This window comes from Terrilactibacillus laevilacticus (genome assembly GCF_006517395.1).
In the GTDB taxonomy this organism is placed as follows: Bacteria; Bacillota; Bacilli; order Bacillales; family Sporolactobacillaceae; genus Terrilactibacillus; species Terrilactibacillus laevilacticus.
Genome location: NZ_VDCY01000001.1, coordinates 414,876 through 434,211, shown reverse-complemented (window position 1 = coordinate 434,211; position 19,336 = coordinate 414,876). Strand labels below are relative to the sequence as shown.

General features: G+C 37.6%; 15 protein-coding genes. All 15 read right to left on the bottom strand.

Annotated features, from left to right (window positions below; genetic code table 11):
- Nucleotides 1-153 precede the first annotated feature (153 nt).
- Complete coding sequence (locus FG390_RS01925; protein WP_141189325.1) at nucleotides 154-2,469, bottom strand: DNA translocase FtsK; 2,316 nt, start codon at nucleotides 2,467-2,469, stop codon at nucleotides 154-156.
- Between the two features lie 204 nt (nucleotides 2,470-2,673).
- A complete protein-coding gene (locus FG390_RS01920; protein WP_181406322.1) occupies nucleotides 2,674-2,901 on the bottom strand; it encodes a YlzJ-like family protein in 228 nt (75 codons plus the stop codon).
- A 2-nt stretch (nucleotides 2,902-2,903) separates the two neighbouring features.
- The gene (locus tag FG390_RS01915; RefSeq protein WP_141189323.1) at nucleotides 2,904-3,644 is read right to left on the bottom strand and encodes a ClpP family protease; all 741 of its coding nucleotides are present in this window, start codon (nucleotides 3,642-3,644) and stop codon (nucleotides 2,904-2,906) included.
- 304 nt (nucleotides 3,645-3,948) lie between these two features.
- Complete coding sequence (locus FG390_RS01910) at nucleotides 3,949-5,616, bottom strand: ribonuclease J (protein ID WP_141189322.1); 1,668 nt, start codon at nucleotides 5,614-5,616, stop codon at nucleotides 3,949-3,951.
- Nucleotides 5,617-5,939: 323 nt separating this feature from the next.
- Nucleotides 5,940-6,824, bottom strand: a complete 885-nt coding sequence (gene dapA / locus FG390_RS01905; RefSeq protein WP_373681513.1) for a 4-hydroxy-tetrahydrodipicolinate synthase — start codon at nucleotides 6,822-6,824, stop codon at nucleotides 5,940-5,942.
- Nucleotides 6,825-6,836: 12 nt separating this feature from the next.
- Nucleotides 6,837-8,078 carry an aspartate kinase gene (dapG, locus tag FG390_RS01900; RefSeq protein WP_141189320.1) on the bottom strand — a complete coding sequence of 414 codons (1,242 nt, stop codon included), beginning with the start codon at nucleotides 8,076-8,078 and terminating at the stop codon, nucleotides 6,837-6,839.
- 18 nt (nucleotides 8,079-8,096) lie between these two features.
- The gene (asd, locus tag FG390_RS01895) at nucleotides 8,097-9,149 is read right to left on the bottom strand and encodes an aspartate-semialdehyde dehydrogenase (protein ID WP_141189319.1); all 1,053 of its coding nucleotides are present in this window, start codon (nucleotides 9,147-9,149) and stop codon (nucleotides 8,097-8,099) included.
- A gap of 190 nt (nucleotides 9,150-9,339) precedes the next feature.
- Nucleotides 9,340-9,933: a dipicolinate synthase subunit B gene (dpaB, locus tag FG390_RS01890; protein WP_141189318.1), complete on the bottom strand. Its 594-nt coding sequence runs from the start codon at nucleotides 9,931-9,933 to the stop codon at nucleotides 9,340-9,342.
- On the bottom strand, nucleotides 9,930-10,829 hold the full coding sequence (dpaA, locus tag FG390_RS01885; protein WP_141189317.1) for a dipicolinic acid synthetase subunit A: 900 nt from the start codon (nucleotides 10,827-10,829) through the stop codon (nucleotides 9,930-9,932). Before dpaA ends, dpaB begins: the two co-directional genes overlap by 4 nt.
- A gap of 537 nt (nucleotides 10,830-11,366) precedes the next feature.
- A complete protein-coding gene (locus FG390_RS01880; RefSeq protein WP_141189316.1) occupies nucleotides 11,367-12,626 on the bottom strand; it encodes a M16 family metallopeptidase in 1,260 nt (419 codons plus the stop codon).
- Nucleotides 12,627-12,782: 156 nt separating this feature from the next.
- The gene (locus tag FG390_RS01875; protein WP_141189315.1) at nucleotides 12,783-13,748 is read right to left on the bottom strand and encodes a polysaccharide deacetylase family protein; all 966 of its coding nucleotides are present in this window, start codon (nucleotides 13,746-13,748) and stop codon (nucleotides 12,783-12,785) included.
- Between the two features lie 517 nt (nucleotides 13,749-14,265).
- Nucleotides 14,266-16,377, bottom strand: coding sequence for a polyribonucleotide nucleotidyltransferase (locus FG390_RS01870; protein ID WP_141189314.1), 2,112 nt, complete (start codon nucleotides 16,375-16,377; stop codon nucleotides 14,266-14,268).
- A gap of 507 nt (nucleotides 16,378-16,884) precedes the next feature.
- Entirely contained in the window at nucleotides 16,885-17,154 is a 270-nt protein-coding gene (gene rpsO / locus FG390_RS01865) for a 30S ribosomal protein S15 (RefSeq protein ID WP_141189313.1), read from the bottom strand.
- 173 nt (nucleotides 17,155-17,327) lie between these two features.
- Complete coding sequence (locus FG390_RS01860) at nucleotides 17,328-18,278, bottom strand: bifunctional riboflavin kinase/FAD synthetase (RefSeq protein WP_141189312.1); 951 nt, start codon at nucleotides 18,276-18,278, stop codon at nucleotides 17,328-17,330.
- A 5-nt stretch (nucleotides 18,279-18,283) separates the two neighbouring features.
- Nucleotides 18,284-19,207: a tRNA pseudouridine(55) synthase TruB gene (gene truB / locus FG390_RS01855; RefSeq protein ID WP_141189311.1), complete on the bottom strand. Its 924-nt coding sequence runs from the start codon at nucleotides 19,205-19,207 to the stop codon at nucleotides 18,284-18,286.
- Nucleotides 19,208-19,336: the final 129 nt, after the last annotated feature.

Below are 19,336 nucleotides of genomic sequence, written 5' to 3'. Positions count from 1 at the left end.
TCTTTTTTAGCACCCAAAGTCCTCCCTTTAAAATTAGTATAAGTAGCACACAACATTACTATATCTTATCTAATTAAAAAGATAAATAAAAAACGACGAAAAAAATAATAAATTCGTCGTTTTTGAAAATAATTGACTTTTATCAAATACTCACTATTGAGTTAACGCATCATCATCTGGTTGCTTATTAACAAGAACTGTTCGAGGCTTACTTCCTTCGTAGGGACCAACTATTTCTCTCGCTTCCATTGCATCAATTAGCCTTGCAGCTCTTGTATAGCCTATTCGAAATCTCCTTTGGAGCATTGACACAGAGGCTGTTTGCATTTGCGTCACTAATTGTACAGCTTCATCATAAAGGTCATCATCTATCTCATGGACGTTTGATTCTGGTTCATCCGTCGGTATCATATTCTCTTGATATTGAGCCTTTTGCTGAGATATAACATAATCGACTACTTTCTCTACCTCGTCATCCGTCAAAAATGCGCCTTGAATACGCGTTGGTTTTGAAGCGCCAATGGGGAAGAAGAGCATATCTCCTTTTCCTAAAAGCTTTTCTGCTCCACCAGAATCTAAAATCGTACGCGAGTCCGTAGTAGATGACACACTGAATGCAATACGCGAGGGAATATTGGCTTTAATAACGCCCGTAATGACATCTACGGATGGTCTTTGTGTAGCAATAATCAAGTGAATGCCGGCAGCACGCGCCATTTGAGCAAGGCGTGTAATCGCTTCTTCAACGTCTTTTGATGCAACCATCATTAAATCTGCTAATTCATCAATAATCACCACAATGTATGGCATAAGCGGTTGGTCTTCATCATTTTCTTCATTATATCGTTTAACATGCTGATTATAACTTTCTAGATTTCTTGTCCCACTATGTGAAAAAAGTTCATATCGTCTTTCCATTTCGCCAACGACCTTTTTCAGAGCTTGAGATGCCTTCTTTGGATTAGTAACAACTGGTGACATAAGGTGTGGGACACCATTATAGACATTAAGTTCGACCATTTTAGGGTCAATCATAAGTAGTTTCACCTCATGGGGTTTGGTTCGCATTAGAAGGCTTGTAATAATACTGTTAATACAAACACTTTTCCCGCTCCCTGTAGCTCCAGCTACTAATAAATGCGGCATACGGTTTAGTTCAGCTAGTATCGGTTCTCCTGAAATGTCTCTACCAAGACCTATAGCTAATTTCGACGTTTGTTTTTTTGCTTGATCTGATTCTAAAACCTCTCTGAGACTGACCATCGTGATTTCTTGATTAGGTACTTCAATTCCGACCGCAGATTTTCCTGGGATAGGTGCTTCAATTCTTATCTCTTTCGCTGCTAAAGCCAGTGCTAAATCATCGGTTAAACTAACAATCTTACTGACCTTAACGCCAACATCTGGATAAACTTCATAACGCGTTACGGCTGGTCCCAAATGGACTTTCTTTACCTTTGCTCGTACGCCAAAGCTATGAAACGTTCGTTCTAGTTTTTGTATATTATTGGTTACATACTTTTTCTCATTTTGCTGTGTATTTTTCTTTGGATGATTTAATAGATTCAATGAAGGAAGCTTATAATCGGCATCTTCTGGTGTCGTCATTGCAAACTCAGGTCCAGATTGCTCTTCTTCCTGTTTATTTGAAACAACAGGTGGCTGTGTCGTTTCTTCTTTTATTGGCTCCTTAGCAAGAGCTTCGGTCTCTGAAAAATCATGAATGATGGGCGGTTGATCTTGAATAGACTCCATTTGATCCAATTCTTCTTTTTTTGCCTCAATCTTGGCTTGTCTCTCTTCTTTATGTCTTTCTTTCCTTTCTTTTTTTAATTGCTTATTGGCTGCAAATTTTACACGTTGCTGCTCGATGGATTGTGATAATTTTTTAAAGAAACTCCCAAACATAGAGCCAAAAGTTTCTTTAAGTGATCGCCCTGTTATCAAAATTAAGGATATCACAATAAAGAAAAAGGAAATAAACATCGTCCCTGGTGCATCAAATAAAATATAAAAGAAAGCAAAACCAAGAGCGCCGAGCATTCCTCCACCAAGTCGATCGCTTGAAATAACTCCGGTTAACTGTCCTCGATACAACTCCCATGTATTCATGATGACAGATGTATTCTGCCACTCGTTGGCTGAAGAAAGATCCGTAAACAATTTGACATGACTTAATAATAGGATGGAAAAATAGAGAAGGTAGAAACCGACCAACCGTCTAGTAAAAAATACGGGTTGTTTATGTTTAATAATGTAGTAGATTGCAAGAATAAGTAAATAAATAAAAACAATCAAATACCAATCACCGGTAAAAAATCTTAAACTTTGAATAAGGACCTCTCCAACAATTCCATAATTAGCAAGTCCAATACAAATCAAAGCAAACATAACCAGACCGATCACTTCATATATGAAAACATCTTTCCAACCTTTTTTCTGCATTTTTCTTTTTTTTCTTTTTGCCATTATGATCACCTCTGACATTTTGGGTGAATAATAACAGGTTAAAACGAGCGGGCGCCGAGATTCGCAGCTTATCATTTGGTACTTTTCATCGACTAACCTAACCTGTTATTACTCAATTTAAATCTGAGCTTTTTTCGTAAACATGGTTGTTTTTGGCTAAATACAATCTATTAGAAAAAAGCCTAAATCTTAATCGAAATGCCATTAATTTTTTGTGCGGAGCAAAGGCTTCATGATGATTTGTTCCCCAGGTTGAAATCGTTCATCCAAAAAGTCTTGGGGATCTGAACTAATGAGTCGAACAATTTTTAACTGATTGTGGTTTTCAACTTCCACAACAAGCGTAACACCTTGAACCGTCAATGTCATTTGATTATTTTTTTCGCACTCATTATCACTAAATATCACTTCTTCAGGATAGATGGTGTACAAGATCATTGTACCACCTGCTCATCCGACTTGCCTTTGTAAAGAGCTATTAATTCGTTTAATTTAATTAATGATTTTCCTAAACCACCAATTTGATCAATAAGACCATACTTAACAGCATCTTCACCAATCACATTCGTTCCAATATCTCGTGTTAGATTACCTCGGCTATACATTAGTTCCTTGTAACGTTCTTCAGTTATCTTTGAATGTTTAACCACAAAATTAGTAATGCGGTCCTGCATCTTCTCTAAATATTCAAATGTTTGCGGAACACCAATAACCATCCCCGTTAGACGAACAGGATGTATGGTCATAGCTGCACTTTCAACAATGAAAGAAAAGTCAGATGCAACAGCTATCGGGATGCCAATGGAATGACATCCTCCCATAACAAGAGTCACCGTTGGCTTTGATAAGGTAGAGATCATTTCAGCAATGGCAAGTCCTGCCTCAACGTCGCCACCAACTGTATTAAGGATAACTAAAAGACCCTCTATTTGCTCACTTTGTTCGATGGCCACTAATTGTGGAATAAGATGTTCATATTTTGTTGTTTTATTTTTAGGAGGAAGAGCTAAATGTCCCTCCACTTGTCCTATGATTGTTAAACAATGGATATTTGAAACGGTTTGTTCAGGAGCTTTCATTTGACCTAGCTTTTGAATTTGATTAAGTATTGCGTTTTGTTCAGAAGAATGCTTAACCTCTTCTTCCAACTCCTTCTCTAATTCTTCATCAGACATATCTCCAACTCCTTTATTTATCACTTTTCTTAGTATGAGAAGGAGATTCCTATTTGATACAAACTTTTATTATATATATGTCTTAAGTTAATGTTAGATCTTAAGTTCTTGACTCATTTTGCTCAACTAGAATTGAAATTGGAGATGAAAGTTGTGTGATGCAAGGGGATTATACTAATAGAGCCAAAATAACGTCCACTATTCAATTAACATGGCCATTTCATAAAGATCAGATTATGTATTAATAAATTTAACCACGTACGCATCAAAAAGAACATCACGAATGTGTGACGTTCTTTTTGATTTATATTTCCATGATAATTGGCAATATCATTGGACGGCGTTTGGTTTTCTCGTATAAATATCGACTTAATGCATCTCGTATCCCATTCTTTAAAGAAGACCACTCAGAGACATTCTTTGTTAATGATTTAGAAATCACTTCAGACACAATTTGACTCGCATCTTCAATTAGTTTTTCAGACTCTCGAACATAAACAAACCCACGTGTAATGATCTCAGGTCCAGATAAGATTTTCTTTGTTTGTCTACCAAGTGTGACAACCACGACAAGTGTTCCGTCTTGGGAGAGTAGTCTTCGGTCTCTGAGTACAATATTCCCAACGTCTCCTACTCCGAGACCGTCAACCAAAAGATGACCAGCTGGTACTTTTTCTGCTTGTCTTGCTGTTCCATCATTAAATTCAATGACATCTCCTTTATCTAATAAAAAGATGTGATAGTCTGGAATTCCTGATTGAATGGCTAGTTTTTGATGAGCAATGAGCATTTTAAACTCACCATGGATGGGAACAAAATATTTAGGTCTCATTAATTGCAGCATTAATTTCAATTCTTCTTGAGCCCCATGACCTGATACATGAACACGTTTCCCATGAATGACGTGAACACCCATCCGCATTAAATCATCGATTGCTTTAGTCACGATTTTTTCATTTGATGGGGTCGAGGATGCAGCAAATATAAATAAATCATTTTGTTTGGGTGTTATTCGTTTATGTGCATGATTAGCAATACGAGTCATGGATGATACTGGATCACCAGCGTGTCCTGTTGTTAAGATGGCTATGTCGCTATCGTTTTGTTTTTTTGCTTCATCCCAATTAATGAATGTATTTTCTGGAATTGACAAATATCCCTGCTTTATAGCAATTGATACAATCCGTTCTAAATAACGACCATCAAGAACGACTTGACGATCATTCAAAACCGCTGCATCAATAAATTGTTGAATTCGATGTATATTTGTAGCATATAATGATGCAATAACTCTTCCTTCTGCAACATAGAAAAGATCTTTAAGATTAGCTCCAACAACTGCATCTGAGTCCGTTTTTCCTGGTATTTCAGCATTCTTACTGTCTGAAAGTAAACAAAGAACTCCACGGTCCCCAATCCGAGCCATTTTGCTTATATCCGCCTTTTTCCCGTCAACCGGTGTATAATCAAATTTAAAATCACCAGTATGTACGATTGCCCCTTGGGAAGTATAAATTGCCATTCCAATTGAATCAGGGACACTATGATTAGTCCTAAAAAAAGAAATTCTTCGAAAACCCAATTTCAAATTTCTTCCAGGTTCAATGGTTACAAACTTATCCTTTCCTTTACCTTTTCCAAATTCTTTTAATTTTTCTTTTAAGAGTGCCAAGGTAAATTTAGTCGCGTATACAGGAGCATTTAACTTTCTTAATAGATAAGGAAGACCTCCAATATGAACTTGATGACCATGTGTTAGAAAAATACCTCTAACACGCTCCTTATTTTCTATTAAATATGTTGCATCAGGAATGACTGTATCGATTCCTAGCATATCCTCTTGTGGATGCATAAGTCCCGCATCAATGATAAAAATATCATCATTCACTTCAATGACTGTCATGTTATTTCCTAATTCGCCAACGCCGCCCATTGCATAAATCTTCACTTCGTCTGATTTAGAATTTGACAATGGGTATTCCTCCTATTTTCTATAGCAGCCATCAACTCGAACAACCCGAACTAATCATTGACTTTATTATACCCAAATCCTCATTCAAAGTACAACTTCTATCACCTTTTTAATAAAAAAACATCTTTTCCATGACAGATGATGCTGTCATATATTGAATCAGGGTAGTTTATGTACGAGCACAACATCAGAAAATTTGTTTGATAACACCCATTTATTCTTTTCCATTGAACAAAAAAAAGAACTTAACTCCAAATCAAGGAAGAAAACTTCTCTAGTTTTCTATATTCGGAATTAAGTCCTTTAATCTTATTAAATAAATTTTAGACTAATGGTTGAAGGGTTTTACTAGCTATGTCTAATAATGCTTTTTCCTCTGTTTCAGTTAAAGGAACCATAGGTAACCGAACACCACCAACATCAATTCCTTGTCGATTTAATAAGGTTTTAACTGGCACGGGATTAGGTGCTTTAAATAGTTCACGCATAAGTGGAAGTATCGATAAGTGAATTTTTGCTGCTTTTTCATTCTGTCCAACTTTAAATAAGTCAATCATTTCTCTCATTTGTTCACCAATAATATGAGAGGCTACTGAAATAACCCCGTGTCCTCCGACAGAAAGAATCGGTAATGTCAACCCATCGTCGCCACTATATACATAGAAATCACGATCCGTTCCTTCAATAATTGTGGCGATTTGATCCAAATTTCCACTGGCTTCTTTGACTGAAGTGATATTTTTTATTTTAGATAAGGCAATGATTGTTTCGGCACTAACATTCACAGATGATCGACCTGGAATATTGTATATCATAACTTCTTTCGTAACATTTTCGGCTATCGTTTTAAAATGCTCGTATAACCCTTTTTGATTGGGTTTACTATAATAAGGGGCAACAAGCATGAGGGCGTCCACACCAAGAGCTTCTACTTTTTTAGAGAAAGCGATGGTTTCCTTTGTGTTATTGTTTCCTGTTCCAGCTATAACTTTGACACGTCCATCTGCAACATTAACAACATGTTCAAATAGTTTCAGCTTCTCATCTGATGTGAGCGTTGGTGATTCACCTGTCGTCCCAGCTACAACGATTCCTTCTGTTTTTGATTTAATTAAATGTTCAACGAGATGGGTTACTTTGTCATAACTTACATTCCCATCATCATCAAACGGTGTCACCATCGCCGTTAGTAATGTCCCAAAATCCACTGTTCTCATCTCCTATTTCGTATGGTCTATTCTATCAACGCTACCTTGTTTCTCTAGTTCAAATGCCCTATGCAAAGTATTAACAGCTTCTATCATATCGTTTTGTTTTACAAGGACCCAGATTGTGTTATGCGAGTCAGCAGATTGTAAAATTTGAATTCCTGCTTGAGTGAGAGTGGTCACTATTTTTGATGCAACGCCTGGAACACCTGCCATACCCGCTCCAACTGCAGATACTTTTGCACATCCAGGCAAAACGATCGGTTCGTAACCTAATTCCTTTAATGTTTGAGTAGCTGTCTCCGTTACTTCTTCAGGGACAGTATAAATGACTCCCCGTGGGCTAATATTGATTAAATCGACACTGATTTGTTTATCTGCCATCGATTTGAACACTTTGGAATGAAGATCGTAGTCATCTTTTTTTGCTTGTACTCGAATTTGTGTGACATTTTTTACATAAGTTATCCCTGTAACGGGTCTTTCTTGAATGTCCTGACCGTAATTGGCCTTTTTTATTGACGTGATTAACGTACCAAGATCATTCGACATGGTTGAACGAATATGAAGAGGTATCTTAGCATTCATCGCAATTTCAACGGCTCTTGGGTGAATCACCTTCGCTCCTTGATAAGCTAGATTACAAATTTCTTGGTAAGTCAAAACAGAAAGCGGCCGGGCATCATTCACAATCCGAGGATCCGCTGTCATGACGCCCTCAACATCTGTAAATATATCAATCCATTCAGCTTGAAGAGCAGCGCCCAAAGCGGCAGCAGACGTATCACTTCCACCTCTACCGAGCGTTGTGATTTCACCGGTATCTGTTTGCCCTTGAAAGCCTGCAACGACAACAACGTCAAGTTGCCTTAATAAAAATCTCAATCGATCGACTTTCATATCGATAATCTTAGCATTCGTAAACATATCAGAAGTCAAAAAACCGGCCTGACCTCCTGTTAATGCTTCTGATGAGATGCTTTTAGATTTAAGCAAATTCGAGAATATAATCGAAGATATAACTTCGCCGCATGACATGAGTAAATCTTTTTCACGAGCAGATATATAATGGTCATTGACTAGACTGAGCAAGGTATCTGTTGCATATGGAGCTCCAGATCTACCCATGGCTGATACGACGACAACAACTTTGTAACCATCTTGTACTGCTTTTGAGATATGTTCAATGGCTTTTAATCGATTCTCTTCCGTTGCTACTGATGTACCGCCAAATTTTTGAACAATAAGTTTCATCTCATGATGGCTCCCTCTTTATGCTTTTATTAATCCTAATTTATGCAAGCTTTCAGCAATTTGCACAGAATTCCATGCCGCACCTTTAAGAAGATTATCAGATACGACCCATAGATGAAAACCATTTGGTACATCAGGATCTTTTCTTATTCGACCAACGAAAACTTCTTTTTTATCAATAGCATGAAGTGGCATTGGATAAATTTGATTTGCTGGATCATCTTCAAGCACAACACCAGGTGCTTCGCTCAAAAGCTGCTTAATATCACTTGAAGATACATCATCTCGATCGATTTCGATATAGACCGATTCAGCATGACTGATGGCAACAGGCAATCTCACACAAGTTGCCGATACTTTAATGGAGTCATCACCCATAATTTTTTTGGTTTCATTGATCATTTTCATTTCTTCAAACGTGTAGTCGTTTGGTTGAAATAAATCAATTTGTGGAATAGCGTTAAAAGCTAATTGATAATGTTTTTTATCGCCTTTGACTGGCAAAACTTCTGGCGTGATTTCTTCCCCTTTTAAAAATTTTTCAGTTTGTTCATTTAATTCTTTAATAGCTGAAACTCCAGCACCTGATACCGCTTGATATGTGGAAACGATCACACGGCTTAGACCATATGCTGAACGTATAGGTTCAAGGGCAGCGACCATCTGGATGGTTGAGCAATTTGGATTTGCAATAATTCCATTGTGATTAAATAATTCTTTTTCATTTACTTCTGGAACAACAAGTGGTGTATCTTTGTCCATCCGAAATGCACTTGTATTATCAATAACCACAGCGCCTCTCTTTACTGCTTCAGGTGCTAGTTCTTTTGAAACCGATCCACCCGCACTGAATAAAGCAATCTGAACAGATTCAAAAGCTTCAGGTGTTGCTTCTTTTATGGTCCATTCTTTACCGCCAAATTCAACTGTTTTACCAGCTGACCGTTTTGATGCTAGGGGGCTTATTTTACCGACTGGAAGTGGTGAACCTTCTAGCATTTTTAACATACGCGTTCCTACAGCACCCGTAACACCGACCACTGCAACATGAAAGCCATTCGATTGATACACTCAACATCTCTCCCTATTTATTGCAACATGACAAGAGTAATACTATATATTAATTGTTTAAAGTTAAAACTCTCAATAAGAAAGTGTTGCATCTATTTTAAAGTCAGAGGAGAAACAAAAGAAAATGTTTCTCCCTAATAATTACGTTCTATTTTAACATATACAACGTAAAATAAAAGATGAATGAGGATTAATCACGAAATTTTTCTATTAAAATAGGTTGAATTTGTTCACCATCAAGGGCGTGCTCCACTGTTTCCTTTAGAAGAGACATTCTTGCCACTAAAGAATTTGGTTTTTGAATGGGATTATCTTGACCATATGGAATAAAATAGATATCCTTTGCCACTAATAATTGTGCGATATTTTTACCATTTAAACCTAAACCATCATTCGTTGAAATCCCTAAAACGACAGGCCGGTGACTTCGAAGGGTCGCTTTTGCCCCCATTAAAACGGGTGAATCTGTCATAGCGTTAGCAAACTTACTCATGGAGTTTCCTGTTAACGGAGCGATAACCATACAATCAAGGGGTGTTTTAGGTCCATATGGTTCCGCTTTCACAATGGAATCGACAACTTCATGACCCGTCATATCTTCCACTTTTTTAACCCAGTCTTTTCCATCTCCAAATCGAGTTACGGTGTTTTTTACAGTATATGTGACAAAACAAACAACATCCGCTCCCGCATCCAACAATGATTGAACCTGCGGTATGACTTCACCATAAGTACAATGTGATCCTGTTATCCCAAATCCAATCCGTTTCCCTTTTAAATTCATGCGTTATTCTCCCCTTTTTCAAACTTTTGAAGTAAAAGTTCAGCTAACACATTAGCAATAATTCGACCCGCCGTTTTTGGTGCCACTAGAGCAGGTAAACCAGGCGTTATAATGGCTTTTATCCCGCGTTTTTCTGCATATCTAAAATCTGTCCCACCAGGTAAAGAGGCAACGTCTATAATAAAGGCATTAGCAGGCATTTGAGAAAGAACTTCACTTGTTAAGATGGGGGCTGGAATCGTATTAATGCAAACATCAATATCACGAACCTCTTTGGCCAAATCACGTGTATAGAAAGGTTTTAGGCCCATCTCCGTTATTCTTGCTATCTGGGCGGGATCTCTTACACCCACTTTTACAATAGCGCCAAGCGCATCAAAAGCTCTTGCAATCGACATACCTGTTCTACCCAAACCAAGTACAACGACTTTAGAATGATGTATCGTAATATCCGTATGTTGAATCACCATCATGATGGTTCCTTCGACGGTTGGAATGGAATTATAAATGGCAACATCATCACGCTCAAATAATTTAACCATCTCTCGATTATATTCTGATGTCAGTTCATCAAGATATGGGGTTGATATACCTGTATATAGAGAGCAATATTCAGGCGTTTCTGTAAACCATTTTTTTATCAGACGAATCGGTTTTTCCGAAAAAATGGCTTTAACTTCACCATCTTCTTTTGCTCCGCTAACAGGAAGGATAATACCATCAACCTCTTTTGGATTAATTTCTTCAAGTTCAACTTTTGATGCACCGCTGAAATGTTGATTTAATTGATCAAATCCAACAAGTGACAAACGAGCATCAAGTTCATTGAGTTTTTCAATGACTTCAATTTGCCTAGCATCACCACCTAAAATGACAAGGTGTTTATTCGTAAGCATTCATTGGTCTCTCCCCTCTTATTCAATCTCCCTTATGACTAAGGGACATAGCGAATTAACCATTTATGAATTGTTTGTTTAAAACAATTCACCGTATCAGATCTTAACGCTCACCATATCATATGATTTCTAGGCGCCTTTGTGCTACAAAATGAATCGAAATATATTATAAGAGGTTGTTCAAAAAGGTTTTCTTTTTGTGGAAATGATTTAACATAATTCCGAAAGAAGTCTCCCTCTTCAAGTGTGCGAAGGGGAGGCCCAATGGAAAGGGGGTGATAATTTCGGTTAGGCGCAGCCTAAAGTATTAAGTCGCTAAACTCTGGGGGATTAGTATTACAAACGAGACCCTGCAGGAGCTTGCAACGAGGAAGCTCGGCGAACACAATAGGAAATCAAGCACCTGGAGCGGAAAATAACCTTCATATACGAAAATCGACAAAAGGCACCGAAGAGCATGCTCTCGATACCTTTTGTCGACAATCTGTTTTTTAGATGATTTAATTATCATTTTGAATCAATAAGAGATTTTTACTTTTACTTAGAAATGGGATTAATAGGTTGAAAGGCTTTTGGTATATCTTCCGCCGGACTGACAATAGAATAAGAAAAAGGCTGATTGAAAATGGTCTTCGCAATCGAAGAGACATCGTTAAGAGTCACACTATTAATCTTCTCAATCATTTCATCCATCTCTCTTTGCCTTCCTAATGTTAATTCATTTTTTGCGTTACGACTCATTCGGCTACTCGTACTTTCTAGACTAAGCATCATATTCCCTTTTAACTGTTCTTTACTATTCTCTAATTCGTTTTGGGTAACACCCTGATCAGCTATTTTCTCAACTGTTTTTAATAGTGCATCACACAGTTCATCCATTTGATCCCGACCTGTCCCACCGTACAAAGTAAGGATCCCACTATCTTTATAGGAGGTATGGAATGAAAAAGTTGAGTATGCAAGTCCTCGATCTTCACGAATTTCTTGAAATAATCGACTACTCATACTTCCTCCAAGGATATTATTCATCACAATAAGAGGAAATAGAGTCTCATGGTTATTGGCGATTCCTTCATAGCCAAGGCAAACGTGAGCTTGTTCTGTTTCTTTTTTACGAAGTAAATGATCCGGTCTAAAGGTCGGTTTTTGAATTTTTTGGCGATGGATTCTCTTAGGCGTCGTTTCAAATATACGTTCCACTATGGGGATGATCTTTTCGTCAACATTCCCAGCTATGGATACGACGATATTATCAGGTGTATAGAATGCCGTCATATGATCTTTTAAGTCTTGTTGTGTGAAAGATTGAATCGTTTGCTCTGTTCCTAGAATCGGAAAACCTAGTGGATGTTTCCCAAAACTTGCTTCACTCAATAAGTCGTGAACAAGATCATCTGGTGTATCATCATACATCTTTATTTCTTCACCAATAACTTGCTTTTCTTTATTTATATCTTCATCATCGAGTTTTGAATGAAAAAGCATATCAGATAAAATATTAACAGCATATTCAGCGTGTTCATCCAGAACCCTTGCATAATAACAAGTATATTCTTTGGATGTAAACGCATTAACCTGTCCGCCAATACGATCGAAGCTTTCAGCAATTTCCCTTGCAGTTCGATTCACAGTACCTTTAAATAACATATGTTCAATGAAATGGGAAATGCCATTGTTTTTTTCGTTTTCATAACGAGAACCCGTTGCCACCCAAAAACCAATCGTTACTGATCTGACGGTCGGCAGAGTTTCTAGTATGATCCGTACACCGTTTGAACAAACATGCTTTGTTATCACGTGATGTTCCTCCTGTATCCAAATATTCAATATCTCGTATCATCATAACATTCACAAATAGCAAGGACAAATAGATAAACTTAAAATCATTTTTATCTAAAGTGAGGCTCTAGGTCAGGGTTCTTTCTATTTCATCATATAAAAAAATAAATTAATTTATTTTCCAGGTTTTGGTAAAACACGTTCTTCACTTAGCATTTCTGATACTGTGCCGAAACGGAAGCCTTTGTTCTCAATCCCTTTTATCATCCTATTTAGCCCACGACTCGATTCTTTTGTTGGATGCATCAGAATCATCGACCCGTTTTCCGTTCGACTGATAACACGCATCACCATAGATCTCGTATCAGGATGTTTCCAATCAACCGTATCTACTGTCCAAAGAATTGTTCTCATACCAAGTTGATGTGATACATAGACTGTTTGTTGATTAAAACTTCCACTAGGTGGAGCCATCAACCTTGGTTTTAAATCTAATGTCGCTTCAATCACTCTGTTAGCTTTCTTCAGACTTGTTGACACGTCTGATTTTGTCATCTTATTTAAATCTGGATGGCCGTAAGCGTGACTTCCAATTTCATGTCCACCCTCCGCGATCATTAAGGCCAATTTAGAATTATCTTCTACCCACTTTCCATCAAGAAAAAAAGTAGCATGTATGTGATTGTGCTTCAATATTTTAAGCATTTGAGGGATGTATTCATTACCCCACGATACGTTTATTAAGAAAGCGACCATCGGTTTTTTTGGGTTTCCACGGTAAATCGGAGCTGGTAATATATCATCAAGATGCTTCTTTGGTGGAACCTCTTTATACACCAATTTTTTCGGATTAAATGTATTGTTTTTTTTCATCTGTTGGAAGCTTTTCCGAGTATCAATGGTTAAACCATTATAACCGGGTATTGCTTTCCAAACTGGATCGTTTCGTGCGTCCTGCGGCTTTTCACTTATATTGCTATGATAATCCTTTATTTGTTGATACAAAACCTTTTGATTTGCAGCCGTTTCATTCGTTTTAATCGACGTTGCATTATGTTTAGGAAAGACAAATACTAGTATGGATCCAAAAACTACAACCGTAAAAAGACAAAAAATCGAAATGTACCATTTTTTCTTCAATCGTCCACCCTCCCTTGTACAACCTTATGCCGATAAGCTTGTTTTAGAACATCTGAGAGCTTGAAAAATGAAGAATCCGATGAATGATAAAAAAGCATCGATAATTTTATCTTAATTCTTAAAGAGGTTGTTCAAAAAGTCACCAAATGATAAGCTACGAATCTTGGCGCCCTCTTGTTTTTCCGGTCCTCATGTAGCAAAAACCTACATTCCGGTCCTCAAAACAGCGTCGTCTTGATCTTCTTGCTTCTAATTTGTCACCTTTTTGAACACGCACTTAAACACTAAAAAACTTGGATGACACGATGTCTCCAAGTTTGTCCAAATCTTATCCCACTTATTCCGCCTTAACGGGCTAGTCAAGACCCCCACCTCAGGATTCTGAGTATTTAAAGAAGATTGGCGTGGGGTCAACTGCCCGTAAAGGTCTAAAGAATCCCCCTGATGGAAGTTTCACTTTATTCTTTGATAGACCAAATTAAGAAAAAAAGAAGCGGTCAAACCACCTCTTTATCTCTTATGCTTCAGTTTTTTTGTTTTCATCTGGAAGGGCCTGTTTCCTAGAAAGTTTGATTCGACCTTGTTTATCGATATCGATAACTTTAACCAGTACTTCATCACCTATATTGAGAACATCTTCAACTTTTGCAACACGTTTGTGATCAAGTTCTGAAATATGAACAAGACCATCTTTTTGATTAAACAACTCAACGAAAGCGCCAAACTTTTCAATACGTTTGACTTTACCTAAGAAAATATCTCCAACATTTACTTCACGTACAATGTCTTCGATGATACCTTTTGCTTTCTCATTCATGGCTTGATTTGTTGAAGCAATAAATACCGTACCATCTTGTTCGATATCAATTTTAACGCCTGTCTGTTCAATAATTTTATTAATGACTTTTCCACCTTGGCCAATAACGTCTCGAATCTTATCAGGTTTAATATGCATTGTTAAAATTTTCGGTGCATAATTTGAAAGTTCTTTACGTGGTTCTGGGAGTGCCTGAAGCATAGATTTAAGAATCGTCATGCGACCTTCTTTTGCTTGTGTTAACGCTGTTTCTAATACTTCACGGTTAATGCCAGAAATTTTAATATCCATTTGAAGGGCTGTGACCCCTTTTTCTGTTCCGGCTACTTTAAAGTCCATGTCACCAAGAGCATCTTCCATACCTTGAATGTCCGTCAATACCACAACGTCATCTTCGTATTTGACAAGACCCATGGCGATACCTGCGACTGGTGCTTTAATAGGAACACCTGCATCCATCATGGCAAGTGTGCTACCGCAAATACTTGCTTGAGAAGTCGATCCATTCGATTCAAGTACCTCTGATACTAAACGAATGGTATATGGAAAATCTGTCTCAGACGGTATAACCGGTTCCAGCGCACGTTCACCAAGTGCCCCATGCCCAATTTCACGACGTCCAGGTGAACGCATCGGACGTGCTTCTCCGACACTAAATGGCGGGAAGTTATAATGATGCATAAAGCGTTTTGATTCTTCCATATCCAACCCGTCAAGAATTTGGACATCTCCAAGTGCACCTAGTGTACAAATACTTAAGGCTTGAGTCTGACCACGTGTAAACAATCCTGAACCGTGTGTTCTTGGAAGAATGCCAACTTGCGATGATAACGGTCTGATTTCATTACTTTTCCGGCCATCTGGGCGGATATTTTCACGTACAATCATCCGTCGAACTTCTTCTTTTGTCATTTTATATAAAACATCTTCAACCATCGCAAGATCGACATCTTCTTCGTCATTTTCGGTTAAAGTTTCTATAACTGATTGTTTAACTTGGTTAATTGCTTCATCGCGCGCATGTTTTTCTTTAGTACGAATGGCTTCAGTCAATTTTGTCCCAAGTATTTCTCTGATTAGTTTTTCAAGTTCCTCATCAGCTTTAAATAATGTTACTTCCATTTTTTCTTTGCCAATTTCCGCCGCAATTTTTTCTTGGAAAGCCACTAATTCTTTTATTGCTTCATGACCGAACAAAATGGCATCCAACATCACTGTTTCAGGTACTTCTTTTGCTCCTGCTTCAACCATGTTAATGGCATGTTTCGTTCCTGCTACTGTTAAGTGAATATCACTTTTTTCTGCTTGTTCGACCGTTGGATTTATAACAAACTCGCCATCCACACGTCCTACAATGACACCTGCTATTGGACCATCAAAAGGAACATCAGAAACACAAAGTGATAAAGATGAGCCGATCATAGCTGCCATTTCTGATGGACAATCTTGATCGACACTCATGACCATACTTACAATTTGAACTTCATTACGAAATCCATCAGCAAACAAGGGACGAATGGGACGATCAATAAGACGGCTAGCAAGAATCGCTTTTTCACTTGGACGCCCTTCCCTTTTAATAAAGCCTCCAGGTATTTTCCCCACAGCATATAGTCTTTCCTCATAGTTCACGGTTAAAGGGAAGAACGGAAGATCTTTTGGTTCTTTGGAAGCTGTGGCTGTTGATAATACAACTGTTTCTCCATAACGAACGAGAACAGCGCCATTGGCTTGTTTGGCAAGTTGCCCAATTTCTACAGTAAGTGGCCTTCCTGCCCAATCCATGGTATACGTATGTTTTAATTGTTCCATGTTAAATGTGGCTCCTTTCTATTCAAACTAATTCTTTGCAGCTATATATAAATCCTATATATACATCTTTAAGAGGTTGTTCAAAAAGTCAACAAACGATAGCGTGAATCTCGGCGCCCGCTTATTTATTCCGGTCCTCATGTAGCGAATACAAGAGGATCTCTGGCTAAAATCGCTCAGGTTCTGTGGCTCACGCCTGAAGCTACCACATCATGTGGAATGCCGGTCCTAAGGAAACTTGCGCCGCTCTTATCCTTCCGACGCCCAGTACGGGCTAGTACTGGCGTTTCTTGCAGGATGCCAGCTTACTTAGCCAGTAACCCTTCTAATTTGTCACCTTTTTGAACTCGCACTTTAATATACAGAGTTAATACCCACTTATTTTTTATCAATACGTCAAAAATTAGTCTCAAACAAATCGTCAAATCAATTTTATGTATTTGTCGTCAATTTGAACCGTTATTAAAAAGTACAAAAAAGCGGGAATTATCCCGCTTTTTGTTCATCTTATCGACGTAATCCAAGACTATTGATAAGTTCGCGATAACGTGTAACGTCTTTGTTACGCAAGTAAGTTAATAGATTACGACGTTTACCTACCATTTTAAGAAGACCACGACGTGAGTGATGATCTTTCTTGTGAGTACGTAAGTGATCATTCAACGTATTGATCTGTTCAGTTAGGACAGCAACTTGGACTTCTGGTGAACCAGTGTCTTTATCGTGTGTTTTATACTCATTTATGAGTTCATTTTTACGCTCTTTTGTTAAAGCCATCCTTTTCACCTCCTTATAAATTATCCCCAATTATCCTAGCAAATCGTTGGTGAATCGATATGCCACGATATGGTTAAAGTACGAAAGTCGTACAAAATCTATTTTACACTTTTTATATCGACAATTCAAGTCATAGTTATGCATTTATGACAAAAAATAAATCCAAATAATCCTTAAATTCGGCCGTTAGCCATAAAGAAAGCAGCTGCTTCCTTTTTATCCTGTTCCATTCTCTGAATGAGTGCTTCTGCAGAATCGAATTTTTCCTCATCTCGAAGTCTCTTAATCCAAGATACTTTAACCTCTTGGTCATATAAATCACCATGGAAATCTAAGATATAAACCTCTACCGTTACTGGAACCTCCTTATCAAAGAACGTTGGTCTAACACCAACACTACAAATTCCATTGAGAGATCTTCCTTGTGAATCAAAGTTCACTAAATAAACCCCATTTTTTGGAATGATGAATTCTTCACTGCATGAAACATTAGCTGTAGGAAATCCTAATAACCTACCACGTTTGTCTCCGTGTACAACAGTACCTCTAATTTCATATTGACGTCCTAACATGGTGGAAACATTTGAAAAATCTCCCTCTTCTATGAGAGAACGGATGATTGTTGAACTTACTTTCTCTCCATTAACATTAACAAATGGCACAGTGGTATGATTAAACATACTTCTCGAATAATCATTAATATTCACCATATTACCTGCTGCTTTTTGGCCAAATGTAAAATCATCCCCGGCGACAATATGTTTGGCATGAAGTTTGATTAAATAATAATCCACAAATTCTTGTGGTGATAGTCGACTAAAATTAAGATCAAAATGGATAAAATAAGTTACATCAATCCCCAATTCTGCAAACAACTCTGCTTTAACGTCTGGAGGTGTTATGTAACTTTTCCGCTTAGACTTGGGACTTAGCACAACAGAAGGATGTGGGTGAAAGGTCATAACTACGGATTGCATACCTTTTTCTTTTGCAATGTCAACAGCTGTTTTAATGACTTTTTGATGACCTTTGTGAACACCATCAAAATACCCAAGAGCTACGACTTTCTCTTTGGCCGCATCTAACCGGATATCTCCTGGACTCGTTGAATGAATAATTTCCATCCTTCTCACCTTCTATCATCTTCTTTTATTAGGAGAACTTTTACAGGCTTCATTAACCCCTCTTTGTCAGGATGCTTTTGATAAATAGCTAAGCAATCCCCCGCTTGATTAAAGATGGCAAATGGACTTTTGCCTTCTTGTGTCATTAATGGTAGGACAGCGCCATTTATTATTTTCTCTTCTAAATTTTTGTCAACGGACAAACTTGGCATATATTGAAGGGCATAAGAAATAGTCGAAAGACATTCTGAAAATCTATTTTCATGTACAGCTTGTTCAATTTCTTCAAAAGTCAAACAATCATTCACCTGAAAAGGACCAGCCGATGTACGAGTTAATGTTCCTAAATGCGCTGGATATCCGCATTTTTTTCCGATATCAACGGCTAATGTTCGTACATATGTACCTTTGCTGCATTTAACATCAAAGGGTATCTCTGATTCAAACACTGACTGATTCCCGTGAATCCTTAAATCATATATGGTCACTTGTCTTACAGGCCTGGTTATTGTCATACCTGCACGGGCATACTCATATAGTTTCTTTCCATTGACTTTAACAGCTGAATACATGGGCGGGACTTGTTGAATAACACCTTTGAAAGAATTAAAAACACCTTCAATATCCTGCCGATTTAATGTTCTTTGAACTTTTTTCTCCTCGATCACTTGTCCAGTCGCATCCTCGGTATCTGTTGCTTGTCCGAGTCTTATAATTCCACGATATGATTTTGGATAATTAAGTAAGTATTCCGATATTTTTGTAGCTCTACCTAAACAAATTGGAAGAACACCGTCAACTTCAGGATCCAATGTTCCAGTATGACCGATTTTTTTGTAACGTAAAATTTTTCTTAATCGAAAAATACAATCATGTGAAGTTATTCCCTTAGGTTTGTAGAGCGGTAAAATCCCAGTATATGACGACATTTACTCACCTTCTTTAAAGCTTAACAGAATCAAGACACTTCTAATGGAGTCAAAGAATTAGAACAGAATCATTGTAAGAGTTTCATAAAGCATAGAGAAAAGGATAGACGTAAACATTGTCTATCCCCG